Here is a 24,913-nt window from a genome sequence, read left to right as displayed (position 1 = left end):
TCTCCTAGTTACTGGTGGTCGGGGCCGAGTCGGCCGCGATGCCGTGGGCACGCTGGGAGGCATTGATCGCGCCCGCCCGTGTGCCCGCCGACACGCCAGCCTTCGCGGCATCCCCGGCGACGTGAGCGCCCTTACCGGCCACCGACGCCAACCGGCCCGCGGTCGCGGTGACCGGCCCGCCAGCCATCGACATGGCCTTGCCTGCTTTTCCGACGACCTGCCCGCTGCCGCCGCCACCGCCGCCACCGCCGCCACCGGCGGCGTGGGCTCCGCCGCCGTGGTGACTGGCTGCTGCTGCATGATGTGCGCCGCTACCGCTGGCGGCTCCTGACGTTTCCCGCGCTGAATGACTCGCCCGCACTCCGCCGGCCGCGCCCATCCCTCCGGCGCCGACGATCTGGCCAGCTCCACCGCCACTGTCTCCCATCCGGTCGGCATCCTCGTTGCCGGGTAGAAGAGGTGACCACTTCAGGAGCGAGAAGGGTGCGATACCGATGACGAAGAACGCGAATGCGCACAACGCGAGCTGTCCCCAGGATGCGAGTTTCCCGTCACCCGTGGTGGATTCGGCGGCAGACCAGTTGATGACCTGGATGATGACGGCCAGCGCCAAGAACAACAAAGGGGTCGAGAGAATCAGCGAGATCAACATCATCGGCACCCGCAACGCCTTGCGCCGCCACGTCGGATGCACGAGCATCCCGTAACCGATCGCGCACGCGACACACGCCAACGGAATACCGATCTGATGCATGAGCAAGCCCAGGAACAGAGCAAACGCACCCATACCGAGCAGGCCGAACCCGATGATCGCTCCGATGACTCCACCCACCAGGGTTTCGTTCGTCAACGACCCCAACATCGACGAGACGTTGTCGACGACCTCATCCATCGACGTCCCCATGAGATTCGCGATCAGCATTGTCATCTCGTGAGCGAGAGCTTGCAGCATCCACGCCAACATCGGCGTGTACATCATCGCCGCAATCGCAGTTGGTAAGTAACCCAACGTGTCTCGGGCTAAGGCCTCAGCGCCGCCCGATCGGGACGCGCGCACGGTCGCGAGCAGGAACATCACCGTCATCACAGCGAACCCCAAGCCGATACTCATCGCGTACCACTTGAGGAACCACGGAGCCTTGAGGTCGAACTCACCCACCGACGCCAACCCCGGAAGCACCGTGGTCGTCAAATCCAGCGCGAACTCCTTGAACCAGTTCGCCCACTTCTCCGGCATATCCTGGGCGTCCTTGAAGAACTTTGCGACCGCGCCCGCCGTTTGATTCCACAGATTCGCAAACGCCGCAGAGTAGATCTTTCCCTGCCAGTACGCCGGGGTTGTCTTGAGCCACAGTCCGATCGCGTTGCGTCCGACGTTGTTGATGCGATCGCTGACACCGGTGTTCTGGTCGATCCAGTTCGCCGTCCCCCGAAACAGCTTGCCTACACCGACATTCCACTGCCGGCATTTGGTGATCTCCCGCTGCTCGGTGGGCTTCTCGCAATCGAGGTAGAAGGCGTGCACGCAGAACCACACACCCTCCGCGCTGGGTGACTCGCACGGCTTGCGGATACGGTTCTCGAGCTGAGCATCCCCACCGGCCATCGCCTTGATCGAATCGTCGTCGGGAACGTCGACGAACTCAAAGCCCCACGCGCTGATCGATTTGTTGCCCCACTGGGCCAGATCCTCCGCGCATACCGGAGTGGTGGAGGGATAGTCCTCGCTCTTGTCGGTGGGGTAGCTGGCATCGAGCCACCCATTGTCGCGCGTCGGGCGGAACGATCCGCCGCTCATCGCCTTCTTCGCCTCCTCGGCCGAGGAGATCTTCGGCGACAGGCTGCCATTCTCCTTGTAACGGTCGGCGAGCTGCGCGGCGCGCTCATCCTCGCTGCGCGACCAGAACAGTAACTCCGGTTCGACCGGGAACATGGCCGCCAGATAACCGGCGAAGTCTCCGCCCTTGTCGGCGCACACACCCTTGAACCACGGCGCGGACTTGAACTCCTCGGTGCCGGCGACGAACCGTTTGAGTGGTGTAGGAAAACCTGCGGGCAGCTTCTTGCCTCCGTCGTTCTGCACTGACGTACCCTGCCCGGCGGCAGGCTCGTCGTCGGCGGCCGCCGATCCTGCTCCGATGCTGGCTGCCACAATCGCGAGCACCGCGAGCAGTGCCACAAGCAGCCATCGGCGGCGTACACGCATGTTGCGTCCCACAGGTTCTCGCCGCCTATCTAGTTGATGAAGAAGCTGTAGGAGCCGCTCAGTGCGGTCTGCGACAGCGTCGAATCGGCCTCGGGCAGCGTGACCTCATCGGGATTCGGGCCGGACTGGAACGACCAGTCGACCGCCTTCCAATCGTCATCGATCCACCGCAACGTCACGGTGGTCGTCGACCACACCGTCAGCACACCCTTCTTGCCGGAATCGTTGACCGGCGACTGCGAGGCACCCACCGACCACACCGACACTGTCGCTTCGTCGGCGGAGTATTGCGGCACCGTCACCATCACGGGTGCTGCGTTGAACACCGATCCGTCATCGCGGCGATCAGAGGCCGAGTCGAGCACCTTCGATAACGATTCGGATGGCGTCGTGCCGACTCTGGACTCCTTGAGCTTCTCTGCGTCGATCCGCCCCTCCATCGCCTGACTCACCGCGGTGATGAAGTTGACCGCGGCCGTGCCCGCACCAGCTTTGTCACGGGTGTAGCGCGATGGGATGCCGTCGGAGATCGACTCCGGACCATGCGCGGAACCGATCGCCCGCTGCTCGCTGCCGCCGGCGGAGCCTTCGTCGTCAGCGCTGCCGCTCCCGCACGCCGCAGCCAGCCCCCACACCAACGCGATAATCACCAGGAGGCCGGCCGCGCCGATCAGCCAGGACTTGGACAGCCGACCCCCCTTGCGCTTGGGTGGTGGCGGAATCGCGCCGGGGTCGACCGCGGCGGTGGAGACGGTGCTGTAGTTGGGCTTCTTAGCCATGGTTGTTACTGCCTTTCGATCAGAGGAACGCGCTGACCACCAGGATCACCAGCGTGATGACAAACAACGCACCGAAGATCAGCGCGATACGCACACGGCGCCGGGTGTGGGTGCTGGTGGACCGCCCACGCGAGGACGGCCGGGTGGTCGGTGAACGGCGTGCTGGACGAGACGATGTGGACATGGAATGCAACTCCTTTGTAAGACAACGAAAATGACTGTGCAGGTGGCCTGCGTGGATGGAGGAAGGGTTAGACGCCGAAGGCGAAGATGACACCGGCGATAATGATGGATGCGCCGGCGCACACACCGAGCCCGATACTCGCGTCCATGAACGACTGCTTGGCGTCCACTTGTTGCGCGGCAAAGCCGCGACGGTTGGCGGCCGACCACTTCACTCCGGCCACGATCACCCACACCGAGCAGGCAGCCAGGCATGCGGCCCAGAACGCCCCCATCACTCGCCGCCACGTCGTGCCCACGGTCGGGCCGAACAGGGAGAAGTCGGGAATGATGCCGGTCAGAGGGTTCCAGGTTTGAGCCACCGTATGAGTGGTCGCCGCACCTGCTGGCCCAGCCGTCAACCACCCCACCGCCAGGGCTGCAACCACAAGCAGAGCGGCGAGTACGGCGCGCCGCCGCACACGGCGCTGCGCTGGTGCGGCCCCCATGGTGAACATCATCGTTGGAATGTTTTTCATCGCTGACCTCCGAGCGGGGAGTAGTAGGGATTCTGCTGCTGGACAGGCCAGCCGCCGGTCTGCTGCTGGACAGGCCAGCCGCCGGTCTGATCGGGGTAACTGACCGCGGGGAACCCACCCGAGGCGGGCCCATAACCTGCGGGCACTGGATACCCGGCATGGGCGGCCATGGGAGTGCGGGTACCGCGCACGTCGTATTCCGGTGGCCGGCTGATCGACTGCGGAACAAACCCGGCGTCGAACTCGACGCCGCGCGGACTCTTGGTGTGCGCCAGGGAATTCGCGATCTCGCCGGCGAGGTGGGTGTAGGCGACCCTCGTCTCCAACGGCAGCCGCGAGTACACGATGCGCGCACCGGCACCCTCGAACTGCGGCTCGTACGGCATGTCCTCGAACCGGTGCACACCCACCGCGCGCAGCTCGTTGATGATCGCTTCACGATCCTGATCTGTGCCTCCGGGTGTGGGTGCAAGGGTGACGACTGCGGAACTGACCAACGCCGACAAGTCACGCGCGTGCAGGCCATCGAGCATCTGTGTGACCTTGGCCGCGGCGTCTCGTCGATACGGCATCGGGATCACGAGCTGGTGGGCGTGCTCCATCGCCCATTGCCAGTTCGGGGAGGTGTCTTCGTTGCCGGTGTCGATGATGACGCCGTTGCGGTGACGACGCAGCACCGCCATGATCGCCGCGCACTCATCCCGTCCGATCGCCTTCATGCGCTTCGACGACTGGTCCGAGGCGAGAATCTCGTCCATCGTGGGCTGCTTGCGTAGGAAGTGTGACAGGGCACCGGCCTGCGCATTCGGGCCCGCCAGCTCGGCGGCGTGTTCGAGCACGTCCCACACGCTCGGCGGGTATTCGTTGGCGGCCATCGACGCCGCGGCACGCTCAGCCAGCGTGCCCTTCGACTCGTTGGAGTCCCAGGCAACGACACCGCCGCCGCGATACAGGCCGAAGGTGTTCGACAGCATCAGAGTTGTCGGGGTCTTACCCATCCCGCCCTTCACGTTGGCCACGGCCACCACCCAGAAGCCCGGCAACGGCTGGCGGACCTGCTCGATCGCCTGCCGGAATGCGACCTCCTCGCTGTCGGGGCGGGGTCGGATCTTGAACCCGAGCGCGTTCAACCGCCCCCGCCAGCCCCATTCGGCCGGGTCCTGCTCGATCCCGTCGACCGTGTCGAGCAATCCCATACCGCGACCGCCCTGACGGCCTCGCCCCGCCGCCGGGTCCGGATCGACCAGGACGCGGCCGGCAGCACCGTACTGGTACCCGGCGCCGGCACGAATCGATGCTGCGTCAGAGAACCCGCCGGCACCGACGTACCCAACCCCGTACGGATTCTCGCCCGGAGCTGCCTGCTGTTGCGAGTACGCAACTGGCCCCACCTGCTCGGCGTCGGGTCGAGGCTCGGTGTCCTCCCCCCCGCCAGGGGCGACGACGTCGTCGATCGCCGACAAGTTCTCCGTCACGGGATCGTTGTTGCCCGCCGCCGGCTCTGTCGGTGCGCTCTCCTCGTTGAGCTCCACACCGGAATCGTCCTCGGCGACGATCTCCTCGACCGGCGGTGCCACCACCGGTCGTCGCCGCAACTGCTGCTGGCGCAAGGTCACCGGCGGCTCCGCGTTGTACCCACGGTCTCGATCGCCGCGATTCTCGTATCCCTCGTCTTCGCCGGCGAATCCGGCGGCGTTGTGTGCGGTCATCCGTTGTTCTCCTTCATTGCTGTGCTGAACTCATTTGTGATGCTTGGGATGTGCCCGATGGGCACCTGATGGAACGGCTGGTCTGTCATTGCTCTTGGAGCTGACTCACCTCCCAGCCGTTAGCGCCTCTCACGGCGATCACCCACACCTGGCGGTCCACCGTCGAGCCCACCTGGCGACCGTCGGCGAAGCCGGCCTGGGCAACTTCGAACACGAAGTAGCGGCGTGTCGAGGAGTCCGGTGCACCCTGATTCGGGCCCTGCGTAATCGTCGGCCGGGTCACCGCGCTCGCGTTCGACCACACCAACCACTGACCGCCGGGGCTGAGCGCCTGATCGCCCAACACCTGCGTCCGGAAGGACTCGGAAAGCAGAGGCGCGGCACGTGCTACCGCATCCGACGGGCTGCGATCGCGACCGGTGTCCCACGTGAACCAGATCCGCGTGGCGGTGGTGGCCACCGCCACGGGATCATCGCGATTCACTCCCGCCGCATCAGCGGGCAAGGTTGACTGCGGCGTCGGCGGTGTCGCTCGCACGTCGGGAAGATCCGACGTCGGTGGCGAGGTCTCCGTTGCGGCCCCGTCGCCAGGGGTCCATTGCTGAGCAGGAGCTCCCGTTGTCGGCGAGTCCTCGCCGTCACCACCGATGGTTCCGCAGCCGCTCAGCACGGCGAGGGTGAGTACCGCTAGAACCACGACACCTACCTGTGCGGGACGCACACTCATGGCCATCTTCATGCTGCGAATCTCCTTATGCTGAAACCATTTCCGACCGCCTCGGCTACCGGCGAGACTTTGACGACGTCACCGGACTGGGGAGCGTGTACAGCTTTGCCGTCCCCGATATAGATTGCGACGTGCTGCGGGTCGCCTCCGGCGGGAAAAACGATGTCACCGGGCTGTATCTGATTGGCGGGCACCGCTTTTCCGCGGGGATCGTTGAGCTGGGTGACTGTGTAGTGTGCAAGCTCGATTTTGCCGTCGGTGGCCTGATACACCGCGTAGAGCACCAGGCCTGAGCAGTCGAAGCCCACCTTGTTGAAGTCGCCTAGCGTGTCGGCGCGGCCGCCGTTGTCACTGATGCCCTTTGACGGCCCGCGCGGCGTACCACCGCCCCACGCATACGTGGTGCCCTGCCATCGCATCGCCGCCGCGACAATGCGCTGACCGACCGGGCCGCCCTGCACAATCGCCCCGGCCGCCGTGAAGTGGTTGCGGGCACGCTCAGGGATGTTCTTGATGTAGTTCTGAGTCTCGGTGTTCTGGCATGGGCCGCCACGGCTCAGTGTTGCGCCCGGCCCACAGTTGTAGGCCGACAGTGTGAGCTCAAGAAGGTCACCGTGCACTCGCCCCTGCTTGAGTGCATCACGCATGATGCCGAGCAACTCGCAGTCGTACGCGGCTTGACTCATCACCGCGTCAGGGATCGAATATGGGTCTTTTGTGCCGTCGCCGTCGCCGTCGACAGCTTTGGCGTCCCAGGTTTCAGGGATGAACTGAGTCGCTCCTGCTGCCTGCGACCGGTCATTGTAGGCGCGCGGATTGAAGCCGGATTCGTTCTCAATTTGAGCGGCGATGATCGGCGCGGTGATCTCTGTGCAGGTGCCCGCCGCTTTGATGATCCACGGCTCGAACGCCGCCGGGACCGAACCCGGCTTGAGTGTGGTGCCGCCGACCGCGACGTCACCGCACCCCTGGCCCGGAGTGACCTTCGCGACGTTACGAACATCGGCACCGGCGGTCCCCGACGGCTGCGCAGCCCCACGCAGCCACGGCAGCGGATCGATCGCATGCCCGCCGCCGAGACGACCACCCTTACCTGCCTGCCCGCCGATCCACGTTTCGAAATGCAGATGAGGCCCCGTCGACTCGCCCTCGCTACCAACTGCGGCGATCTGCTGGCCGGCGGTGACGGTGTCGCCCTCTTTGACCTTGAGGTCTGCTGCCCGCATGTGGCCGTACACATTTGACGATGTGCCGTTGTCGAAGTCGACGATGATCCAGTTGCCGAATCCCGTCGCCGGACCGGACTTTGCGACTTTGCCGGCCATGGCCGCATAGATCGGGGTCCCTAAGGGGGCAGAGAAGTCGACGCCTTGATGCTCAGTGCCCCACCGCGGTCCGAAACCAGAGGAAAGCTGGTATGCGCCGTCCTTCATCGGCATCTGACGGGCACCCTCGCCGCCGCCAGCACCGTTCGTCGTCGATGACGCGGTCGGTGCCGGCGACGGTGTCGGCGGTCCACGAGAGGGGTCCTTGCCGATCACGGGTTGGTCGCGGGCGTCGAACACCTTCTTCGCGAACTGCTTGATGATGTCGTTGCCCACTTGATCCGCCGCACCGGGCTTGGTCGTCAGAATCGACACCGCCAACCACCGGTCTCCGCTAAAGAACCAGCCCACATCATGGCTAGTACCCGTCAGCTCACCCGTCTTGTGCGCAATCTGGTCATGCGGCAGCACCGCACCAAACTTCGTATTCACCTGCTGGGCACGCATCGCCGCGACGATCGGAGCTGCCGACGACTTCGAAATCTTGCGTCCCCCACCGACATTGCGGTCACTGTCGTAGATGATCTGCAACAGCTTCGACACGCCGCCGATGGTGATCTGATTCGTGTCGGGGCCGGTCACCGGGACACCCAGGTCGCGGCCCAACGTCGCATCACCCGCAGGTACCCCGAGCTCACGGATCTGAGCATTCACAACGTCACGGCCACCGATCAAGGAAACCAGCTCGTTTGTAGCGTTGTTGTCCGATACCGAAATCATCGGCGTGAGAAGGGGAAGCACCTGGCTCATCGGCACCGCGCCCGCGTCAACACGCTTACCTGCTGCTACCGCAACCGCAAGCTTGATGACCGACGCACTCGGCACGGACTTCGTTGCGCCCGTGGTCAGTGAGTCCTCCGGAGAGCCACTGTCGGTCACCGCCACGGCCACGGTGATGCCCTGGCCGCGGCCAGCGTCGACGGCCTCCTTCGCGGCCGCGGCGATCGCACCGCTACCTGCCGATACCGCGGCCGCGTTCTGAGAACCCTCGGGTAAACACGACTCCTCCGGTGGAGGGTCTGGCGAGCCGAATACGGCCACCATCATGCTCGCGCACAGGGTCAGGCCAATGAACGCGATGAGAGCCAGTTTGGTGAGCCAACCACCAGAACTGGATGCACTACCACCCATAACCCTTCCTCTGCGTTACGTTGATTCGTCGCTTCTCACGCGCCCCGCCCGGACAGATGAAAAGTGTTTACCTGCAACCGCATTCAAGATGCGGCCTGGCTGTGTGGTTGTGTCGTTCAGCCTCCCAACGCTTGGCGGAAGAACTGGTAGATGATGTCGATAGCGGTGCGGCCACCGGCGAGCTTCTTGCTCGCATACGACTGGTGAGACCCTGATGCCAGGAACGACGCGGCATCCAAGCCCTCCCCGATCAGTTTCGAGAGGTCGGTCGCACCCTGTGAGGAGGCCAGCCCCGACACGCTTGACAGCAACGAGCCGACATCCTGGCCCTGCGTCGAGGTTGCCAGCGACACCTGCTCAGGAGTAGCGCCCGCTCCCAGAAGGCTTGGCGACATTTTCGCCCCCGGCGACAGCACACCCAGCGCCACCGACGCGAGGTCCAGGCCGATCGGAAGAAGTTGGGTGAGGGCCAGGAGATTCCCGGTCTCGAGGATTTGCCAGGCGACTTCCTGGATCTGGCCGACATTGCGCGCAAGCCGCACAATATCGACGTTGCCGACCAAATCCAGGACCAGCGAGGCGATCTGCGCATAGCCCTGCGGATCGGGGATCATGCCCGCCACCCGCGACGCTGTCTTGAAATCGATCTGGGAGGCCATCTTCACCCAGGGCGAGAACTGGTTATTGAGTGTGCCCGCAGTCCTGTGTGCGCCTCGAATGTCGCCGGCGAAGAGTTGCTGCGGAAGGAGCTGCAAGTTGTTGACGATGCCGACGTAGTCGGTCCCGACGACGGCCGAGACGACGTTCATCCCCTGCGACACAATGGTGTCCATCTTCACGGTGCCGAGGACCTGCGAGGCGGTCTGCAACGAGGCCTGATCTGTGCTCCCCAACGGGGCGACCTGCGAGGCCAGGCCGAGGGCCGTAGACGCCAGTCCCGTCAAATCCGCCGACGAGGCCGTTCCGGTGATGCTACCGCCGAGGGTCTCCCCCGTCGCCGCAGCTCCGCTGAGACCAGCGTTCGGATCGATCACGCCGCTACCGCTCGCCGACACCCCGGTCGAGGACCCGTCGACCGCACCAGCGACGGGTGCTGACTCCACACCAGCTGGCGTTGCGCCTTGTGGCGCCGGCGCGGCGGACTGTGTCGGGGTCGATCCAAGGGTCGATCCGAGAGTCGACGCGATCGTCGACGCCGACTTGACGATTCCCGAGACATCCATCCCGCTGAGCGTTGACAAGACGGTATTTGCTTGTGCGCGTGGTGAATCCTTCGGCGAGGATTGCAAACGCCGCTCCGCGCCGGGAGTCTGCTTGATCCACTGCTGGGTATCCGCAATCGGCGCGAACGTCGCCACTAACTGATTCGCGAGGGTCGCCACCTCCGCCAACTCGCCCGCTCCGCCGGGCGACGTCGGCGCTGACAAACCTTGCGCGCTGCTCTTGAGCCTGTCCGCCGTCGAGACCGCGCCGGCCAGGTCGACGTTCGAGTAGTCCGAAGTCAGCGCCGACACGTTCGGGATCTCACCATTCATCGCTGAACCCAAAGTGTTTCCGAGCGTCTTCAAGAACGGGTTCTTCGACGTGACGTTGCAGTACAGGTCCGTGGGGTCGCAGATCCACTGGATGCGATCGGCCAACGCCCCGTACCCGCCGGGTCGCTTGCCTGCGATCCCTGACCCTTTCAGCGGTAGTGCCTGAGACTTCTCACCCTTCGGATCAGCGATCAACCCCACCGCCGCAACCGAACTCGCCGGCACCGGACCTTTCCCGTGACCGATCTTCCACGCGACATCACCGGCGGCGTCGGCCCCCTGCGAGTAGCCGCCCAGGATGATCCGAGCACCAGGACACCGACGCATCAAGGCCTCAGTACGCTCGACCCCATCACGTTCTGACGCCGCATACGTTTCGCCCTTATCGAACGCGGACGCCGAATAGTTCGTGTACAGCACCGTGATCGAGGACCCATAGTCCCGCTTCAACCGGTTCCCGATATTCGCCATCATCCCTTTAGGGGTGGCCGGATTTGCCGTCTTGCTCGTCTCCCACGTCCCCGGTGCCAGAAACGCCATCATCGGCGTACAGCCCTGTCCCGCAGTAGCTTCGGCCGCCGCCGCACCAGGCCGCGAGCCCACAGACACCGCGATTACCGCCAGCAGCGACAGAATCACGACGATGGCGCGATCGAATCCAGATCGACGACCGAACAACATGTGCATCCCCTGCAAATTGGTTTGCAGCAGGCTCATACACCAGAACGCCGCCAATCGTAGGTACGATGAACGACGTCTGTCCCGGGTACTTCACCTACCGCACGGGTACAGATCAAAGAAGAGGGCTCAGACCTGGTTCGGGAGTGAAACGGCAAATTTCATGACTCTCGGGCCAGGTCTGGGCCCGCCTAGTTACAAGACAGCGAGACCACACCCCCCTCTTCGGAGGTCCGCCGCCGGGGAGCGCGCCGGGCGGCCTGGCATCCGCGATGGCAGGCGTTCCACAGGCGTAGACGCATAGCTGATCCTTCCCGCAAAATTGGTACGCAGAACAAGGGGCCGATATTCGGCTCCTCTTGCGACCGCTGGTGAAATGTCAACCAACGGGAAGGTCCTCATCCAAAGATCTTTGTGGGATGAGCGCACGGTCACATTAGCGCCCTGCTCGTTAGCTGTGCAACCTATACGACCAGTGTCGTCGAGGTTCTTGCCCGCGCGTGCCTCCACGTTGTCTACGGTAGAGGCCACCATCATTCACCGCAACTGTTTGCCGCAATTAATCATCGATCTACGGTCGAAAGGGAATCCGTGGCGCGTCACAATGATCCTCGCGACCAGGAGTCGCCGAGGTTGATTCGAGAGGTGGTTCGCGTGTCGCGTGGTGGGTCGCCGGGATTCTCGCCCGCAGCGCTGCGAAGAGTGCTGACGCGTGAAGGCATGAGCATCGAGGATCTAGCCGACGAGATTGGCGTTAGCCGGCAGGCAGTCTCCGCTTGGCTACAAGGCGTCACAACTCCGGCTCCTCGCTCACTTGTTCTGGCGGCAAAGACGCTGGGGGTCTCGCCGGGCGATCTCACCCCCAACGCATCTGCGCGCGTCTATGTGGCGGATCTACGCGTTCGGGCCGGGTACACGCAGACCGAGTTGGCGGCGCAACTCTCGGTCACGGCCTCAAAACTCAGCGATATAGAGCGCGGGAGGCTGCCTATCGACGAGGCGCTGGCCGCGCGGATAGCCGACATTCTTAGCGTGGGCGAGTCAGAAGTAGTTCAAGCTTGGGACCACGGCCTCAACGATCGGCAGACTCTACGCCGGGAGCGAGCGGCGGCGCGCCGACGCGGTAAGTAATCTGCGCAAGCAATCTACCTGCGCCTCTCCGCGGTGCACGTGATGTTCCGCGCTGCTGTCGACCGAGTATCGGGGAATTGTTGCCACTCCCGCGCGCCACTCCGTGTCTCTGGTAGTGCCACATTCGGCGGCCAGGTTTCGTTTCATGGGATGCCCCGCTTGAGTGCCCTGGCGAAGAAAAATTGCGCCACGTGGTGTGTCGCTAACCTCTCGCGCCTTTTTTGCTAGTCAAAATGGGGGCATGGCCGGCAGACCACGCAAAGACCCATACGGTCAGCAATTGGTGCAACGAAACGTCGCGATTCCTCCTGCGCTCGACGAGGCATTCCGAGCAGGCGCACGCCGCCATGGGCTCACGCTCGTCGACTACTTTGCTGCACTGGTTGCGCGCGACGCCGACCGACCCGACCTTGGTCCTGCGCTACAGGAAGGACTCGACTTGCTCGATACCGCATAACTGAAACGACGAACGCCCCCGGCTGGCACCGAGGGCGTTCGACGACGTTTATGGGGCGAGGCGGCAATCTCGCTCCCTGATCCCCGAAGGGACTGTCTTGCTGGACAGGTCTCAGGGTAGCGCGCATCCTTTGGTGCCCGCAATCCCTTCTGAATCCGGTGTGTCGAATCGTGATCTGCGATCGGCACCTCTGCTTGCGCGTGGCTGCGGTACGCGACTCTATCCAGGCTCCTCCCCCACTGACATCCGACGCGGGCGCATCCACACCGCACCGAGCTTCCTGCGAAAACTCGGTATCAACCGCGTCACCATCCTCGAGCTGCCCAAGGGCGCATATCGCGGTGTCGCGTGCTGGCATAGCGATCTCGACTGGCTCATACAAGCTGAGATCGCCTACGACTTGTTCTACCCCGTCCTGCGAACCCTTGTGTGCGACAAGAAAGGCAGGGGAGGGTGTGGGCGTGAGGCGTTCCGCAAGGTCTGTGCAGCTCGTGCGTCGGCCGCCGACTGGGACACTGGCCGCAACAGCCGTCTCGCCGTGGAGACCATCCAGGCGATGACTGGACTTTCAGAAGCAACCGTGCAGCGAGCCTCGCGGCTGATGAAGGCCTTCGGCCTCGCGACTGAGGTATTCCGTGGCCGGCAACGGACGAAGCGGGAGCGCCTCGCGTCTTGGCGTGTGAAGGACCGCAGCCGAGGGTGGGCCTCGGTCTACGCCCTGCACCCTCCAAATAATCCACAGGTCACAGCACGAAAGTTCGAGATCGACCCGCTGCCCAATACTTCCGTGACACCCCATCCCCGAAGGGGTCCCGTAAGGGCCCCTTCTCCCCTTGGTGACAACTCACTACACCAAACCGGCACAGCCGGCAGTCTCAAAAGCCGCGCTTCGCGCGACCCGTCTAGGACACAGAGGGCTCGGCAGAAGCGAAAACAGTCACCACCGGACCCCAGAGGGCTGCTCCTAGCCCGCAACTGGCTCCATAGCGGCTTAGCGCCGAGCTGGGCAGAACGAGTCACCATCACCGCTTGGGGGCGGGTCCTGGCGCCACTGGCGGGGCATCACTGGACACCGGCTGACCTCCACGCACTGCTTCGTGACCACCGCGGACTCCCCTACGTCGCGGCTAACCCACACAAGCCCATTGCTCTCATGAACACCTTGATCGCTCGCTACCGTGACCTCGACGACCTTGCCTGCCCACCCGCTTACTACGACCAGCAACGCGAAGCTGAAGCGGCCACACGCAGATCAGCAATCGCCACATGCAGTGCGTGCGGCGAGGACGGATACCGTCTCGACGACGTCGGCCTTCCCATCGAGCCAGTGGTTCGGTGCACTCACAGCTCCGTGCCTGGCGTCATGGTCATGACGTAGAAACGCATCTGCGTCTGACTCGGATAGCGGGTGAGGGTCGCAGAAACCGCCCTCCAGCCCCCGTCTATGGCCCGCAGCCGTAGCGTCAGCGCCGCCGTCTGGGCTCCGCTGTCGAGTTGCTCGCAAGCACTGGCTAACTCGGTCCGATCCCCTTCGTGCAGTACTCCGCGGTCGTCACGAGAGACGGCGGCTTTCCCGGACCAATAGGCCACCCAGCTGGGTGGCGATATTGCCCAGTACACGATTGCTGGCAGGTCGTCAGTGAAAGAGACCAATGCGCACAGCTGATCGCCGGCTTCGTCGGCCAGCCGCATTGCCGTCGCGGGATCAATTTCCGGCGGCGCCCAGGGCGTAATGACCTGAGTCAGAAACCTCACCCCGTCCGGATAGACGCGGGCCGGAGTGACCACCGTGTCGAGGTGTCCATCCTTGTGCAAGAGCGTAGTCCGAGCGATCTGTGATTCTCGCAGCGGTGGTTTCGCGACGAGCTCCATCGTTCCTACAACGTCGTCGGCCCTGACTACCTGGTTGAGAAATTGATCAGGATCGCCGACACGGCCATACCCCTCTGTGGTGGAAGCTCCCAGTAGCCACGTGTCCTCTGAGTTGGTTACGTGTCCCGACGCGTGCTCGTACATGAAGCCAGCGGCTCGCGGGCGCGGTTCCATCTCGACTTCGGGATCTGCGACCCACGCTTGGAGGCCGCACGCAACGCCCCGCGTGTCGACAACGTGGTGAATCTCAACGGCCCGTCGCCCGCGACGGCCTTCCACCGATGTAGAGACGACAGGCGTTGTTTCGCGCTGACTCAGAGGCAGTACCGGGGCGGTAAACGCCGCATCGATAAGGCCGCTGAGGTCGACTCCGTCTGTTCGCTTGAATCGCGTCACAGAGGCCCACTCCACCTCGTGCCCGTCTTGCCAACAGACTGTCGGCGCTTCTTTCTCTGTGAGACGAACGATCAAACTCCACCCCATGATGACGTCCTATTCCGCCATCTTCGCTACGTTCCTCACAGGCGTCACCTTCACGTAGAACGGTTCGGGGCGCAATGTTCCGCGCTCCATCATCGTGGGTTCCGACCCGCGGCTCACATCGTCGTTGACGGCCAGTGTTAAATCGAATTGCAGTGCAATACTAGCGATAAAGAGTGTCGCCTCCTGCATGGCGAAGGCTCTTCCTATGCAGGAGCGTGGCCCCGTTCCGAACGGCTTAAAGAAGGTGCCCGGATGCTTCCGCATCGCCTGCGCCTCCCACCGGGACGGGTTGAACTCGGATGCATCCTCTCCCCACACGCGGGGGTCGCGCTGCGCGGCCAGTGCGAGCACCGATACTATCTGGCCGGCGGGTATGTCGTACCCTCCGAGGGTCTGATCCTGGCGAGAGACACGGAAGTACGCAGGAACCGGCGGCCACAGACGCAATACCTCGTTGAGTACATTGCGAGTCACGCGCATTCCCGCTACGCCCTCGTAGCTCAGTGTTCGACGCTGCGCTTCGTCCCGGATTGCATGAACAACCTGCGGGTTTTGCGCTAGGTACCAAAGACTTGACTCCAACAACGCCGCAGTTGTTTCATGTCCCGCGATAAGCATCGTCAGCACTTGGTCTCTGACATTGTCGTGGGGTAGATACTCGCCTGATTCCGGATCAGCCGTCTTCAGCATAAGACTGAGTAGGTCGTTGAACTCTCCCCCTTCGGACGCTCGTTCATCAACGATTCTGTCAATGAAACCCCTTGAGTCTCTCAGCTTGGCCGCAAATCGCTTCTGCTGAATAGCGCTTCGAATATCTCCGATTAGGGGAACGTCGTTCGAGGACTCCGACGCCCACGACAACACGTCGTTCACAGCCGAAATCATCGTCTCGACATCCGGATCGTTGGAGCCTGTAAATAGCCCCAGGTTTCGAGAGAACCCAGCCCGGGCTATAACCTCTAGAGTGGCCGCGGTCATAGCGTCATGCGTATTCACCGTTTTGGCACTACCCCAGGAATCGACTACGTCGTCCACCACCGACGAGATCGCTGCGTGATACCGACGCAACGCTTCCTGCGTGAAGCCTGGCGCGAGGATTCGACGAGCTTGGCCCCATAGAGGATCAGATGACCGAGCGGTGAACATCCCGGACCGTGCAATCGCGCGAAGCTTCAGCGTCGGGCCGGCAAGGGCGCGACCCCATCGTTGCTCATCGCTGCATTCATTGCCCAGCGCGGCGCCACACACGACCGGAAACCGGACGTTCAGCAGCTTCCGTTCATAGATCGGCCCGAGACGTTCGCCCACAGCTGCCTCATGCTGGGTCGGCCGGTGCCGGTCTGCACTCAGCACATCGCCGAGGATCGGCAGACGCCACGCCGCGTGGGGAAGAGTTTGATCCAATCGCACTCCTCAAACTAGCTCATGACCGGTGGTCCGATCTACTTCCCAATCGAGGTATACCCTCCCAACCAGGTATTATGGTCCGAATGTCGTGGTGGGTCATAGAGACGCTTGCAGGCCGTGCCGGCAGCGTTGTGTGGGGATCGGGGGCCGAACGGAACTGGGCATCCCTGGATCGAATCTCTCGCTCTACTGGTGTCGATGGCCGCAAGATCGTTGCCCACATCCTTCGGACGCAGAAGCCAATTGGCGACCTTCCGATCACGGCCCGCCGAACGCCGCTGCGGGTGAGGACTGCGCTGACTGTCGGACCGGATCACCGTGTGAGCGCAGTCTGTATCTGGATCGCAAAAGCCTCCGTGGAACCGCCCCCTCCCCCACGTCTCGGAGTCTTTGTCTGGGACCGCTCCGATCACGTCGCGCATCAGACTGCATCTCTACATCGCTTTCGCGCGGACTGCTTCACGACCTTCAGAGAGCGGGTTGAGCTTCCGAGCCTGCTTCGGAATGTTCTGCAATTCGAACGTGCGGCCCAGTTTGTCGAACTGTGTTTCCGCGACGGCCAGCCGTTCCTAGATACACTCGACCTCCGCCATGACGCTAAGCCTGAGCAGCTTATGAAATGGCAACTTGTCGCGCGGGCTAGTGCTGATGACGGCAAAGTGCACGGGATTATCCACGACATCACCGACGACTCCCCGGTTACGATCGGAACGCAGGGGATACGCGGCCTCTCGTGTAACCAATCCCCGAACCGCGGATTGGCCCTTCTAGCCTTCTCAGACCGTTCCCATACCGCGCACCTTGCGTACTGGTTGACCCCCGTCCCAGCAGCCCTGGACGACGACGATTCGGCAGTACTCCTCCACCCAGACGACGCTGCGCTGCTATTTGAGCTACGTAACCGACTTTGCGCCGAAGCGCGACCACAGGTTCAGGTTCGTTTGAGGAGCCGGGAACATTGGCGCACTTGCCTCATAACTCTTCATCGCTACCCGTCACCGACGGTCGACCCAGGAATAGTTGTTGTGTGTGAACTGACGGCTGTCTAAGCAACGCGAGCAGGCTAGTTGCGTGGGGAGCGAAAGCACTTCGGGCATAGTGGCCCAACGTTGTGCCGTTACAACGGCGTAACGCCTCCACGTTAGAGCGTTTGGTGGTTGTCGAATCTACCCATCGCTCCGACACCACCGCCGACCCGACGGGCACGGTGTGGGAACTGGGGTATTATAACGGTACAACGTTATCCATCCGAAACGGTGTGCGGCTACGCGGTTGTGCGGTTTCGACGGCTCAACGTTTACCAGTTTCAGTCTTTAAGTGTTGCAGAGTTACACACGTGTATGGGTCAAACGTTGTATACTTACAATTCTGAACAATAGAAGTGTGAAACGTTGAAGGGTTTCAAATGGCAAACATCATAGTGTTGCACTCCCGTAAAGGTGGCATCGGGAAGACGACCGAAGCGTATGAGCTCGCGTACGTGCTCGACGCTGTGCTGGTCGACTTCGAGCATGATGGGGGAGGGGCTACCGCAGCCTGGGGGTACCGCCCCCTCGACCGAGTTCGGGTGCCGATTCTCGAAGCCTTGGCGACAGGGAGGGTGCCCCACCCGATCAAAGGCGACCGTAAACCGCGGCTAGTACCCGGTCATCCCGACCTATATGACCAGATGCCCGATGCCGAGACGGTGGCTGATGCACTCGAACGATGGGCTGTCGAATGGGATACCGAATGGGTCGTTGTGGACACACATCCAGGGATCTCGCCAGCTGCTCACGGCGCGATGCAGGTGGCAAACGCTGTGGTCGTACCTGCCCCACTAAAGGTCAGCGAGATGCGTGCACTCGAGGAACTGGTCAACGACATGGCTGACTACCCGCTGATCATCTCGCCGAACATGGTGCCAGCCACGCCGCCGGCAAGATCCGTGAAGGACCTCGCGAGAATCGTCGAGGGCACGTCTGTTCGTGTCGGCCCGCCAATTCCACAGGTAAACGCCGTTGGCCAGCGCACCAAACGGATCGCTATGACCGCCGAGCCACGTTTGCGCAAAGACCTGCGTCCAGTCGCCGAGGCGATTACTCAGACCGCCCAGATGATCCAGGAGTACGTGAGATGACCGAGAGTTTCGATGGGCTCGCAGCCCTGTCCAGCAAACGCGATCGTAAGACCGCGCGGCGGATGCCGCCGCCGAAGAACCCTGCGCCGCCCAAGCCGGCAACAGGCCCGGCGGCCGATCATCAGCCTATCGCCGAGGAATCCGCCGCCGCGGTCGACGAGCCCGTCGCCGCCCCTGCCCAGCACCAGGAGCCGAGCGCGCCTCAGGCTGCCACGCCTAGTGCAGTGTCGAAGCTACAGTCCACCACTGGGCGCACAGTTGCGCCCAGCACGATCTACTTCGACGAGGCCGCAAATGACTGGCTAACCGAAGCCTCCATCGCGGGAATGCGGGGAGGTACCCGGGTCGACTCGCGCAGTGCCTTTGCGCGCCTCGCTATGCGTCTGCTCATGGACAAGATGACACCCCAGCAGGCCGTCGATCTACTGCGAGCCGAAGCGGCCAGCAAACCCAGCAATACCCCGGGCCGACCACGTCTCTAACGGGGCGATTACATCGCTACAGCGTTGTAGCCTCACCACGTTGTAGCCGCATAAATCGCCTTGCGTAAACGACTAGCACAGGTGTTCGATGCGCGACTATTGTTGATGCGGTGGATGGAGTAGCAGATCAGCCCTGCTCGGCCGGCGACGCGGGAAGGCAGTCGCCGGCCCATCCCGCTAGCACCATCGTCGGTGACCACTGGCCGCAGACGTCGACGGGCTTCGCTCTTCGTGGGCCATCTCGGTGCGCGAACGGTCATCCACTCGGCCCGCACCGCGTTCTCGTTGGCTGGAACAATCAGGTCACTAATCCCTGTCTATCGTGGACCTGCCGAACCTGCGGCTACGTCGCGTGGGCTCAGGACCCAAATGGCGCTGCCGAGTCCGAAGAGGGGACTACTGGCTAAAAGCCGAAAGCCATGGGTGAGACTCGATCGCCATCCGCTACTCCGCTGGTCTATCGGCGGTGGCCGCGAGTGTCCGCCCGCCCAGGATGCTGAGGAAAGGTACGAAACCAGATGTCGATCGGCAGGACGGAGAGGAATGCTGACACCACGGCTGGGTCGGTGGAATAGAACGCCTCGACATCGCGGTCCTCCATGAGATCGTCGACGACAGCCTCCCAGTCGCGATCATGGCGGTGGTGGGGGAGCGTGTCGAAAGTGGCGGCGTCGTAGTCGTGATCGGTCATTGCTGTGTGTGCGCCATCGATCGCCAGTCGCAACGCGAGCTGCTCAGCGATCGACCGCGGGTAGGGGAGCGCTCCGGTCTCCATGTCGCCGGCCAAATCATCGAAGGCGCGAGCCATGTTCCGGCGCCACTCCCCATCGAGGTTCCACGTGCACGGGGGCAGGACATCGGCCAGTGACCACCAGCCCTCGTTGGGCTCCACCGGTTCGCCGCCATGTTCCTCGACATCGTCGTACAGCATGTCGGCATACACCCATAGGCGGATGCGTAGCAGTTCCCGTTGCCGCGGAGTCAGTTTCATCCGGAACTGCGTGACCTCACCCATATGCTCGGTCCTCGCTGTCGAGCTGGTCGGCAATCTCGATCAGTGTGGCCGGTGACGCTGATCGCCACGCCATCCGCAGGCGTGAGGACTCGGAAGGACTCAGTCCTCGGCCCACCACTCCGGCCACAATTCTCGACACCACCATCACGTCATCGGCTTCAACAATGAACTCCCGCATCGGAATTCGGTCACCGCTACTCATACTCGGTTCCTCCAGCGCTCGTTCGCCGATTGTGTCGTCATGCCTGCGGCCACGCCGATCTTCGCCCACGACCGGCCCATCTGCCGGGCCCGGGTGACTGCGGCGTCCAGGCGCTCCTCAGCCGCCCTTCGATCGGCGACTGCCGCCCGGATCTCGTCGTCGACGTCGACCGGATCCAAATGCTCACGCCGCCACACCGCTCGGGCGGCCTGCTCGACATCGGTTCGATCGGCCACCCAGAGATCGGCGTCGGAGGCGTACACGCGGTGGCGGGCGAGGTCCTCAAGGGACGGCGAAGGGACCCGAGTCCACTGGATCGGATCGGTCCACATCGAGCCCTCGGAACTGTCCCAGCGATCGCAGTGGCAGCGCAGTAGCCACCCGACAATCTGCGCCGAGGGCCGCAGGCGATCGTCGGCCGGGAGCTGGCCGCGTTCGACGATCTCGTGGTCCACACCGTCAACCATGGTCGACCCGTGACCCTCCGCGCCGTCGACGAACACTGGAACCAGTCCGGCCTCATGCAGATGCGTTTCGCTGTCGTATCGCCATCCCATGAGTGCTAGGGTAGACCGAGCGCATCAGGAAAACCAGACGCTCCAAAACTTTTGCATCAGGATTACCTGACATAACGTAAGTTATCGGCGTTAACGTAATGGCTGGTCGGGCCCCTGTTTTGGGGCTACGGTGTGTTCCAGCGTTGTTTACGAGTGGTCTTGGTCGTTCTCGGTGATTTGGGCCAGGGCTGCGGTGAGGTCGTCTTCGCTGGGTAGTGCCTCTTGCTCTGCGGCGGGTAGGGCCTCATAGCTGAAGGTTGAGACGGCCAGGGGTGCGCCGGCTTGGTTCAGTGCGTAGCGGACGACACGATCATTGCGGCTGCCGCAGACCAGGATCCCGACAGTCGGGGCATGCGAGGCGCGGCGCAGGCGATCCTCGACCAGGGCGACGTAGAACTGCAGCTGCCCGGCGTGTTCTGGCTTGAACTTGCCGGTCTTGAGCTCAATGACGACGTACCGCAATTGCTCGACGTGGAAGAACAGTAGGTCAGCGTAGAAGTCCTCGCCCCCGACGTCGAAGTGCACTTGTCTTCCCACGAAAGCGAATCCCGGGCCGAGCTCGCGCAGCGTATCGACGATCCGGTCGGTCAGGGACTCCTCGAGCTCACGCTCGGCGACCTCGCCGGACAGGTCCAGAAAATCAAGGATCAGCGGGTCCTTGGCGATCTGCTGGGCAAGCTCGGAATCTTGCGCAACAAGCTGTTGCGCAAAATTCGACGGAGCCGCCCCGCGGCGTTCGAGGGCGCTGCTGGCGATCATGTTGGCCAGCACGTTGCGCGACCAGCCGTGCTCGACGGCCGCGGCTGCGTACTTGTCTCGATCGTCCTGAGCGCTGAGCTTGTCCAGCAGGACAGTCACGTGCCCCCAGGGCAAGTACGCAACAGGCTGTTGCGCGATTGGTCCGGCAGTCCAGGCGCCGGCGAAGGTCGCCATGTACTGCAGGTTTCGGGCAGAAAAGCCCTTCATCTGGGGAAACTCGGCCCGAAGATCCTCGGCGAGCCTGCGAATCACACCGCTACCCCACCCCTGCCGGGCGCTCTCCTCGCGCACAGCCTGTCCGATGGACCAGTACAGCTCGATCAGCTGGGTGTTGATCCTTCGCTGCGCGGTGACCTGTGCTCGTCGGACCCTGTCCTTGAGATCCTCGACGAGGCGCCCATAGTTGGATGGCAGGTCCAGGTCCCGGGAGGTCACCCGTCCATCCTGACAGGTTTACCCCGGCACGCTGGATAGCAACCGGCTGCAGATGTGCCAGGCCCGTCAATGGCGACTCGCCGGGGCCGGGCCCTCAAAGTTCAATCCCGGCCGGCGGGAAGAGCCTTCACCGCCTCACTCAGGGCCAAGCCGAGGCCGGCTCCGATGAGGCCGGCGCCGATGGCGCCTCCGGCGACCATGGGCAGGACCGCCGACGACGCCAGGACGGCGACTCCGGACAGTCCCAGGCCTGTCACGCCGGAGGCGATGCCGACGAACGTCCCCGGACGGCCAATGTGATGTCCGCGACCGGCGGGCACGGCGACCATCACGGTCACCGCGATCGCGCAGTACGCGCACACGCTCAGAGTGAGCGCGAGCATTGTTGCATCCACAATCTTCTCCGTTCAGTCGTTGGTACGTGGAATTGTCCACCCGGCTCATGTCGCCGCCGGTGTGCTCGCCGCCGGACGCCGGGCGCCTTAGCAGCGGTCAGCGCTCGATCCTCGACATGGGCGCGGGCGTCACCTAGAATGGGTAACGTAGGAAACAAAACACGTTACCGATTACCGGTTACCGGACGCTGAATCTGGAAGGGCTGCCATGTCGACGTCAGAGAAGATCGCTCACGCCTACGGCGTACTCGTCGCGCGTGGGGACAAGGTCACCGTGCGGGCGGTGCAGAAGCAGGCGGGGGTGCGGATCGGCGAGGTGGCGGCGTGGATGCGCGAGCACGCCGCGGGTGCAGCCGGCGAGGTGCCGGAGGCCCCGGACTTGTCGGAGCCGATGTCGGCGATGGTGGCCTCGGTGTGGGCGGCGGCGTGGAAGCGCGCCGCCGAGCAGGCAGACGAGGCCACTGCGGTGGCGCTCGATGCCGCGCGCGCCGGCGAGGCCGATGCCCTCGCTGCGGCGGAGTCCGCCACGGCGCAACGAGCAGACGCCGACGCGGCCAGGGAGGAGGCGGTCCGGGACGCCGAGCAGCTGCGCACCGAGCTGGCCCAGGTCCGCCAGCAACTCGAGACGATGCAGCGTGAGGCGGAGCAGGCGCGCGTCCAGGCCGAGGAGGCCGACCGTGCCCGGGTGCGGGCCGAGGCCACTTCGGACACCTTGCGTGAACTGTTGGACGCGTTTCGTTCTTCCGCACAGTCCGCCGAGGACAAGTAGCGATCCGCACCGTGATGGTCTTGTCGTGTCGGACCGGGCGAGCACACTGACCGAACAGGACTGCCAATGAACAAGCGGCTCGGAGCTCCGCCGGTTGAGTTCGGGTCGTAACAGCCGGAACGCCAACACGGGGGGCGTCATGTGGGATCTGCAGACCGCGGTACAGGCCGTGGCGGTGGTCGCGGTGGCATCGCTTCTGGTGCCGCCGCTGGCGCGCGGCATCGGAGGCATCTGCGCCGTGATCGGCTTCTGTGGGGTGGTGCAGTCGAGCTCCTGGGCGCCGACGGTGATGGCGTTGGGGATGGTGGCGTGGTTTGTCGGGCACTGGTCGTTCGCCGTGCGCCACGATGTGCATTACCGGTCGCGTCTGGCGCTGGTGGTGATCGACAAGACGCCGTTGCGGTGGGCGATTCCGCGTTACTGGCAGTTGCGCCGCCAGAGACGCATGGCGGCCGCCCGCTGACACTTCCCACCCCGACCGATACAGCTATGGCCCCACCTCTTTGGTGGGGCCATTGCTGTAGGTGTTTGGAGACGATTCTAGAACAGTGGGGGCTCGTCTAGTGGTGCGGTGTTGCCGCAAGCTTGGGCGTAGGCCTTGGGGTTCCAGCCGCCGGCGACCGCGTCGCGGACGGCGAGGGATCGGGCGTGCCGGTCGTGGCGTTCGGTGGTGTTGCGGATGATTCCGGTGCGTCCGCAGGCGACCGCGTAGAGCAGGTTCGCTGATTGGGTTGAGGCGATGAGATGGTCCGGGTCTACGCGCACGCACAGGGGTTCGTTGCAGCGGTGCTCACCGATCGCCTCGGCGGTCAGTTGGCCGGCGACTAGGAGGGCGAAGCGGTGCGCGTACTCGGTTCTGCTGACGCCGCCTTGTCGCCAGGTGATGACTGGCAGCCGGTAGTTATTCGAGGTGTGTTCAATTCCAGATGGCGTTGCGTACCGACGAGTGGGCGGTCGCAAACCTGGCGGTCTTTCCGGAGAGCTCTTGGTCGCGATCGATGGCCCAAGTCTCGTCGCGACCGGCTCCGAGAGCCGACGAAGCGTTGCGTCGGTCAGGTCAGGTCCAGGAAGCGGCGCAGATCGTCGAAGGCCTCCCGTATGACTGAATAGTGAGCCCATCTGCCGTGTTGCTCTCTGGTCAGCAGGCCGGCGTCCACGAGCTTTTTGAGGTGGTGGCTGATCGTCGGCTGGCTGATTTCGACTACCTCGAGCAGGTCACACGCACATACTGAATCGCACCCGTGTGCGGCGATATGCGACATCAGCCGTAGACGCATCGGATCTGCCAGCGCCTTGAGCCTTCCCGCCATCCGTTCCGCTGTCGGTGCATCTACCGGTGTCGCAGCCATGGAACAGCACTCGGCCCGCTCAGGGGCCAGTAGGTCGGAATTTGCCACAGTCACTTTCGATCACCCGTCGACGATCTTACATTGACACATACCGATATGTCAGCCTAGCCTGTCGCATAGACAATCATCGATCTAAGGGAGTCTCGTGCCGATGCGCACCACCTCACCTGCGCCGGCTGTCGCGCCGGTCGCCAAGGAGATGTCCTTTCTCGACCGCTGGCTCGCCGTCTGGATTCTGGTGGCGATGGCGGTCGGTCTGCTGCTGGGCAGGTTCGTCCCAGGCCTCAACGCCGTCTTGGATTCAATGCAGGTCGGTGGGATCTCCGTTCCGATCGCGATCGGTCTATTGGTGATGATGTACCCCGTGCTCGCGAAGGTCCGCTACGACGAGACCCACCGGGTCACCGGCGATCGCAAGCTCCTCACCCTGTCCCTGGTTCTCAACTGGGTGCTCGGCCCGGCGTTCATGTTCGCGCTGGCCTGGATCTTCCTGCCGGACCTGCCGGAGTACCGCACCGGGCTGATCATCGTCGGGCTCGCCCGCTGTATCGCCATGGTGTTCATCTGGAACGATCTCGCCTGCGGCGACCGCGAGGCCGCCGCCGTGCTGGTGGCCATCAATTCCGTGTTCCAGGTGGTCTAGCTCGGTGCGCTCGCACACCGGGCAGCCGTAGGCCGAATATTCCTCGG

The 24,913-nt window shown here is 63.6% G+C and carries 22 protein-coding genes and 1 pseudogene; 7 read left to right on the top strand and 16 right to left on the bottom strand.

The genetic code is table 11. The features are described 5' to 3' along the window. Positions 1-4: 4 nt before the first annotated feature. The 8 genes from ACZ4TW_RS22265 to ACZ4TW_RS22230 all read right to left on the bottom strand — a co-directional run bounded on the left by ACZ4TW_RS22265 (position 5) and on the right by ACZ4TW_RS22230 (position 10,830). Complete coding sequence (locus ACZ4TW_RS22265) at positions 5-2,179, bottom strand: hypothetical protein (protein ID WP_465546477.1); 2,175 nt, start codon at positions 2,177-2,179, stop codon at positions 5-7. A 56-nt stretch (positions 2,180-2,235) separates the two neighbouring features. Continuing rightward, entirely contained in the window at positions 2,236-2,985 is a 750-nt protein-coding gene (locus ACZ4TW_RS22260; RefSeq protein WP_465546475.1) for a DUF8175 domain-containg protein, read from the bottom strand. Positions 2,986-3,004: 19 nt separating this feature from the next. Beyond that, positions 3,005-3,169: a hypothetical protein gene (locus ACZ4TW_RS22255; RefSeq protein ID WP_465546473.1), complete on the bottom strand. Its 165-nt coding sequence runs from the start codon at positions 3,167-3,169 to the stop codon at positions 3,005-3,007. A 67-nt stretch (positions 3,170-3,236) separates the two neighbouring features. Continuing rightward, the gene (locus ACZ4TW_RS22250; protein WP_465546471.1) at positions 3,237-3,686 is read right to left on the bottom strand and encodes a hypothetical protein; all 450 of its coding nucleotides are present in this window, start codon (positions 3,684-3,686) and stop codon (positions 3,237-3,239) included. Continuing rightward, positions 3,683-5,302: a MinD/ParA family ATP-binding protein gene (locus ACZ4TW_RS22245; protein WP_465546469.1), complete on the bottom strand. Its 1,620-nt coding sequence runs from the start codon at positions 5,300-5,302 to the stop codon at positions 3,683-3,685. The genes ACZ4TW_RS22250 and ACZ4TW_RS22245 overlap by 4 nt, the downstream gene beginning before the upstream one ends. Positions 5,303-5,480: 178 nt before the next feature. Then, a complete protein-coding gene (locus tag ACZ4TW_RS22240) occupies positions 5,481-6,134 on the bottom strand; it encodes a hypothetical protein (protein ID WP_465546468.1) in 654 nt (217 codons plus the stop codon). Then, a complete protein-coding gene (locus ACZ4TW_RS22235) occupies positions 6,131-8,578 on the bottom strand; it encodes a peptidoglycan DD-metalloendopeptidase family protein (protein ID WP_465546466.1) in 2,448 nt (815 codons plus the stop codon). Before ACZ4TW_RS22235 ends, ACZ4TW_RS22240 begins: the two co-directional genes overlap by 4 nt. 116 nt (positions 8,579-8,694) lie before the next feature. After that, complete coding sequence (locus ACZ4TW_RS22230) at positions 8,695-10,830, bottom strand: cutinase family protein (RefSeq protein ID WP_465546465.1); 2,136 nt, start codon at positions 10,828-10,830, stop codon at positions 8,695-8,697. 552 nt (positions 10,831-11,382) lie between these two features. Here ACZ4TW_RS22230 and ACZ4TW_RS22225 point away from each other — a divergent pair. After that, entirely contained in the window at positions 11,383-11,922 is a 540-nt protein-coding gene (locus ACZ4TW_RS22225) for a helix-turn-helix domain-containing protein (protein ID WP_465546463.1), read from the top strand. 1,798 nt (positions 11,923-13,720) lie between these two features. Here ACZ4TW_RS22225 and ACZ4TW_RS22220 read toward each other — a convergent pair. Together ACZ4TW_RS22220 and ACZ4TW_RS22215 are read right to left on the bottom strand one after the other, a co-directional pair. Then, entirely contained in the window at positions 13,721-14,251 is a 531-nt protein-coding gene (locus tag ACZ4TW_RS22220) for a hypothetical protein (RefSeq protein ID WP_465546461.1), read from the bottom strand. A gap of 492 nt (positions 14,252-14,743) precedes the next feature. Then, positions 14,744-16,138, bottom strand: a complete 1,395-nt coding sequence (locus ACZ4TW_RS22215) for a cytochrome P450 (RefSeq protein ID WP_465546460.1) — start codon at positions 16,136-16,138, stop codon at positions 14,744-14,746. Positions 16,139-16,215: 77 nt separating this feature from the next. Here ACZ4TW_RS22215 and ACZ4TW_RS22210 point away from each other — a divergent pair, with 77 nt between their 5' ends. The 3 genes from ACZ4TW_RS22210 to ACZ4TW_RS22200 all read left to right on the top strand — a co-directional run bounded on the left by ACZ4TW_RS22210 (position 16,216) and on the right by ACZ4TW_RS22200 (position 18,742). Continuing rightward, positions 16,216-17,190 carry a GAF domain-containing protein gene (locus tag ACZ4TW_RS22210; RefSeq protein WP_465546458.1) on the top strand — a complete coding sequence of 325 codons (975 nt, stop codon included), beginning with the start codon at positions 16,216-16,218 and terminating at the stop codon, positions 17,188-17,190. Between the two features lie 356 nt (positions 17,191-17,546). Beyond that, positions 17,547-18,260, top strand: a complete 714-nt coding sequence (locus ACZ4TW_RS22205; RefSeq protein ID WP_465546456.1) for a ParA family protein — start codon at positions 17,547-17,549, stop codon at positions 18,258-18,260. After that, positions 18,257-18,742 carry a hypothetical protein gene (locus ACZ4TW_RS22200; protein ID WP_465546454.1) on the top strand — a complete coding sequence of 162 codons (486 nt, stop codon included), beginning with the start codon at positions 18,257-18,259 and terminating at the stop codon, positions 18,740-18,742. Before ACZ4TW_RS22205 ends, ACZ4TW_RS22200 begins: the two co-directional genes overlap by 4 nt. A gap of 457 nt (positions 18,743-19,199) precedes the next feature. Here ACZ4TW_RS22200 and ACZ4TW_RS22195 read toward each other — a convergent pair whose 3' ends face one another. The 4 genes from ACZ4TW_RS22195 to ACZ4TW_RS22180 all read right to left on the bottom strand — a co-directional run bounded on the left by ACZ4TW_RS22195 (position 19,200) and on the right by ACZ4TW_RS22180 (position 22,093). After that, complete coding sequence (locus ACZ4TW_RS22195; protein WP_465546453.1) at positions 19,200-19,757, bottom strand: hypothetical protein; 558 nt, start codon at positions 19,755-19,757, stop codon at positions 19,200-19,202. Positions 19,758-19,955: 198 nt separating this feature from the next. Continuing rightward, positions 19,956-20,516: a hypothetical protein gene (locus tag ACZ4TW_RS22190; RefSeq protein ID WP_465546451.1), complete on the bottom strand. Its 561-nt coding sequence runs from the start codon at positions 20,514-20,516 to the stop codon at positions 19,956-19,958. Positions 20,517-20,663: 147 nt separating this feature from the next. Continuing rightward, positions 20,664-21,710 carry a PDDEXK nuclease domain-containing protein gene (locus ACZ4TW_RS22185; protein ID WP_465546449.1) on the bottom strand — a complete coding sequence of 349 codons (1,047 nt, stop codon included), beginning with the start codon at positions 21,708-21,710 and terminating at the stop codon, positions 20,664-20,666. A gap of 101 nt (positions 21,711-21,811) precedes the next feature. After that, positions 21,812-22,093: a hypothetical protein gene (locus tag ACZ4TW_RS22180; RefSeq protein ID WP_061230199.1), complete on the bottom strand. Its 282-nt coding sequence runs from the start codon at positions 22,091-22,093 to the stop codon at positions 21,812-21,814. A gap of 220 nt (positions 22,094-22,313) precedes the next feature. On the opposite strand from ACZ4TW_RS22180, the gene ACZ4TW_RS22175 reads away from it, so the two are divergent. After that, positions 22,314-22,874 (top strand): DNA-binding protein, encoded by a 561-nt coding sequence (locus ACZ4TW_RS22175; protein ID WP_465546446.1) that lies wholly within the window; start codon positions 22,314-22,316, stop codon positions 22,872-22,874. Between the two features lie 139 nt (positions 22,875-23,013). Beyond that, entirely contained in the window at positions 23,014-23,337 is a 324-nt protein-coding gene (locus ACZ4TW_RS22170) for a hypothetical protein (RefSeq protein ID WP_465546445.1), read from the top strand. Positions 23,338-23,414: 77 nt separating this feature from the next. Here ACZ4TW_RS22170 and ACZ4TW_RS22165 read toward each other — a convergent pair whose 3' ends face one another. Continuing rightward, positions 23,415-23,639, bottom strand: a complete 225-nt coding sequence (locus ACZ4TW_RS22165; RefSeq protein WP_259906560.1) for a hypothetical protein — start codon at positions 23,637-23,639, stop codon at positions 23,415-23,417. Between the two features lie 287 nt (positions 23,640-23,926). Next, complete coding sequence (locus ACZ4TW_RS22160) at positions 23,927-24,277, bottom strand: ArsR/SmtB family transcription factor (protein ID WP_465546443.1); 351 nt, start codon at positions 24,275-24,277, stop codon at positions 23,927-23,929. A 97-nt stretch (positions 24,278-24,374) separates the two neighbouring features. Between ACZ4TW_RS22160 and ACZ4TW_RS22155 the strand changes: the two are divergent. Beyond that, positions 24,375-24,863 (top strand): annotated as a pseudogene (locus ACZ4TW_RS22155) (arsenic resistance protein); the annotation flags it as partial. Between the last annotated feature and the right edge of the window lie 50 nt (positions 24,864-24,913).

The organism is Agromyces sp. NPDC029043 (genome assembly GCF_055564615.1).
Note: the sequence above shows the minus strand (reverse complement) of the source record. Positions and strands in the feature narration are given on the sequence as shown.

Coding starts and splice junctions, on each gene's coding strand:
- ACZ4TW_RS22170 (WP_465546445.1), top strand. CDS start 23,014: ATGTGGGATCTGCAGACCGCGGTACAGGCCGTGGCGGTGGTCGCGGTG.
- ACZ4TW_RS22190 (WP_465546451.1), bottom strand. CDS start 20,516: ATGGGATGGCGATACGACAGCGAAACGCATCTGCATGAGGCCGGACTG.
- ACZ4TW_RS22175 (WP_465546446.1), top strand. CDS start 22,314: ATGTCGACGTCAGAGAAGATCGCTCACGCCTACGGCGTACTCGTCGCG.
- ACZ4TW_RS22180 (WP_061230199.1), bottom strand. CDS start 22,093: ATGCTCGCGCTCACTCTGAGCGTGTGCGCGTACTGCGCGATCGCGGTG.
- ACZ4TW_RS22250 (WP_465546471.1), bottom strand. CDS start 3,686: ATGAAAAACATTCCAACGATGATGTTCACCATGGGGGCCGCACCAGCG.
- ACZ4TW_RS22230 (WP_465546465.1), bottom strand. CDS start 10,830: ATGAGCCTGCTGCAAACCAATTTGCAGGGGATGCACATGTTGTTCGGT.
- ACZ4TW_RS22205 (WP_465546456.1), top strand. CDS start 17,547: ATGGCAAACATCATAGTGTTGCACTCCCGTAAAGGTGGCATCGGGAAG.
- ACZ4TW_RS22200 (WP_465546454.1), top strand. CDS start 18,257: ATGACCGAGAGTTTCGATGGGCTCGCAGCCCTGTCCAGCAAACGCGAT.
- ACZ4TW_RS22260 (WP_465546475.1), bottom strand. CDS start 2,985: ATGGCTAAGAAGCCCAACTACAGCACCGTCTCCACCGCCGCGGTCGAC.
- ACZ4TW_RS22195 (WP_465546453.1), bottom strand. CDS start 19,757: ATGGGTGAGGTCACGCAGTTCCGGATGAAACTGACTCCGCGGCAACGG.
- ACZ4TW_RS22220 (WP_465546461.1), bottom strand. CDS start 14,251: ATGGAGCTCGTCGCGAAACCACCGCTGCGAGAATCACAGATCGCTCGG.
- ACZ4TW_RS22240 (WP_465546468.1), bottom strand. CDS start 6,134: ATGAAGATGGCCATGAGTGTGCGTCCCGCACAGGTAGGTGTCGTGGTT.
- ACZ4TW_RS22255 (WP_465546473.1), bottom strand. CDS start 3,169: ATGTCCACATCGTCTCGTCCAGCACGCCGTTCACCGACCACCCGGCCG.
- ACZ4TW_RS22210 (WP_465546458.1), top strand. CDS start 16,216: ATGGTCCGAATGTCGTGGTGGGTCATAGAGACGCTTGCAGGCCGTGCC.
- ACZ4TW_RS22235 (WP_465546466.1), bottom strand. CDS start 8,578: ATGGGTGGTAGTGCATCCAGTTCTGGTGGTTGGCTCACCAAACTGGCT.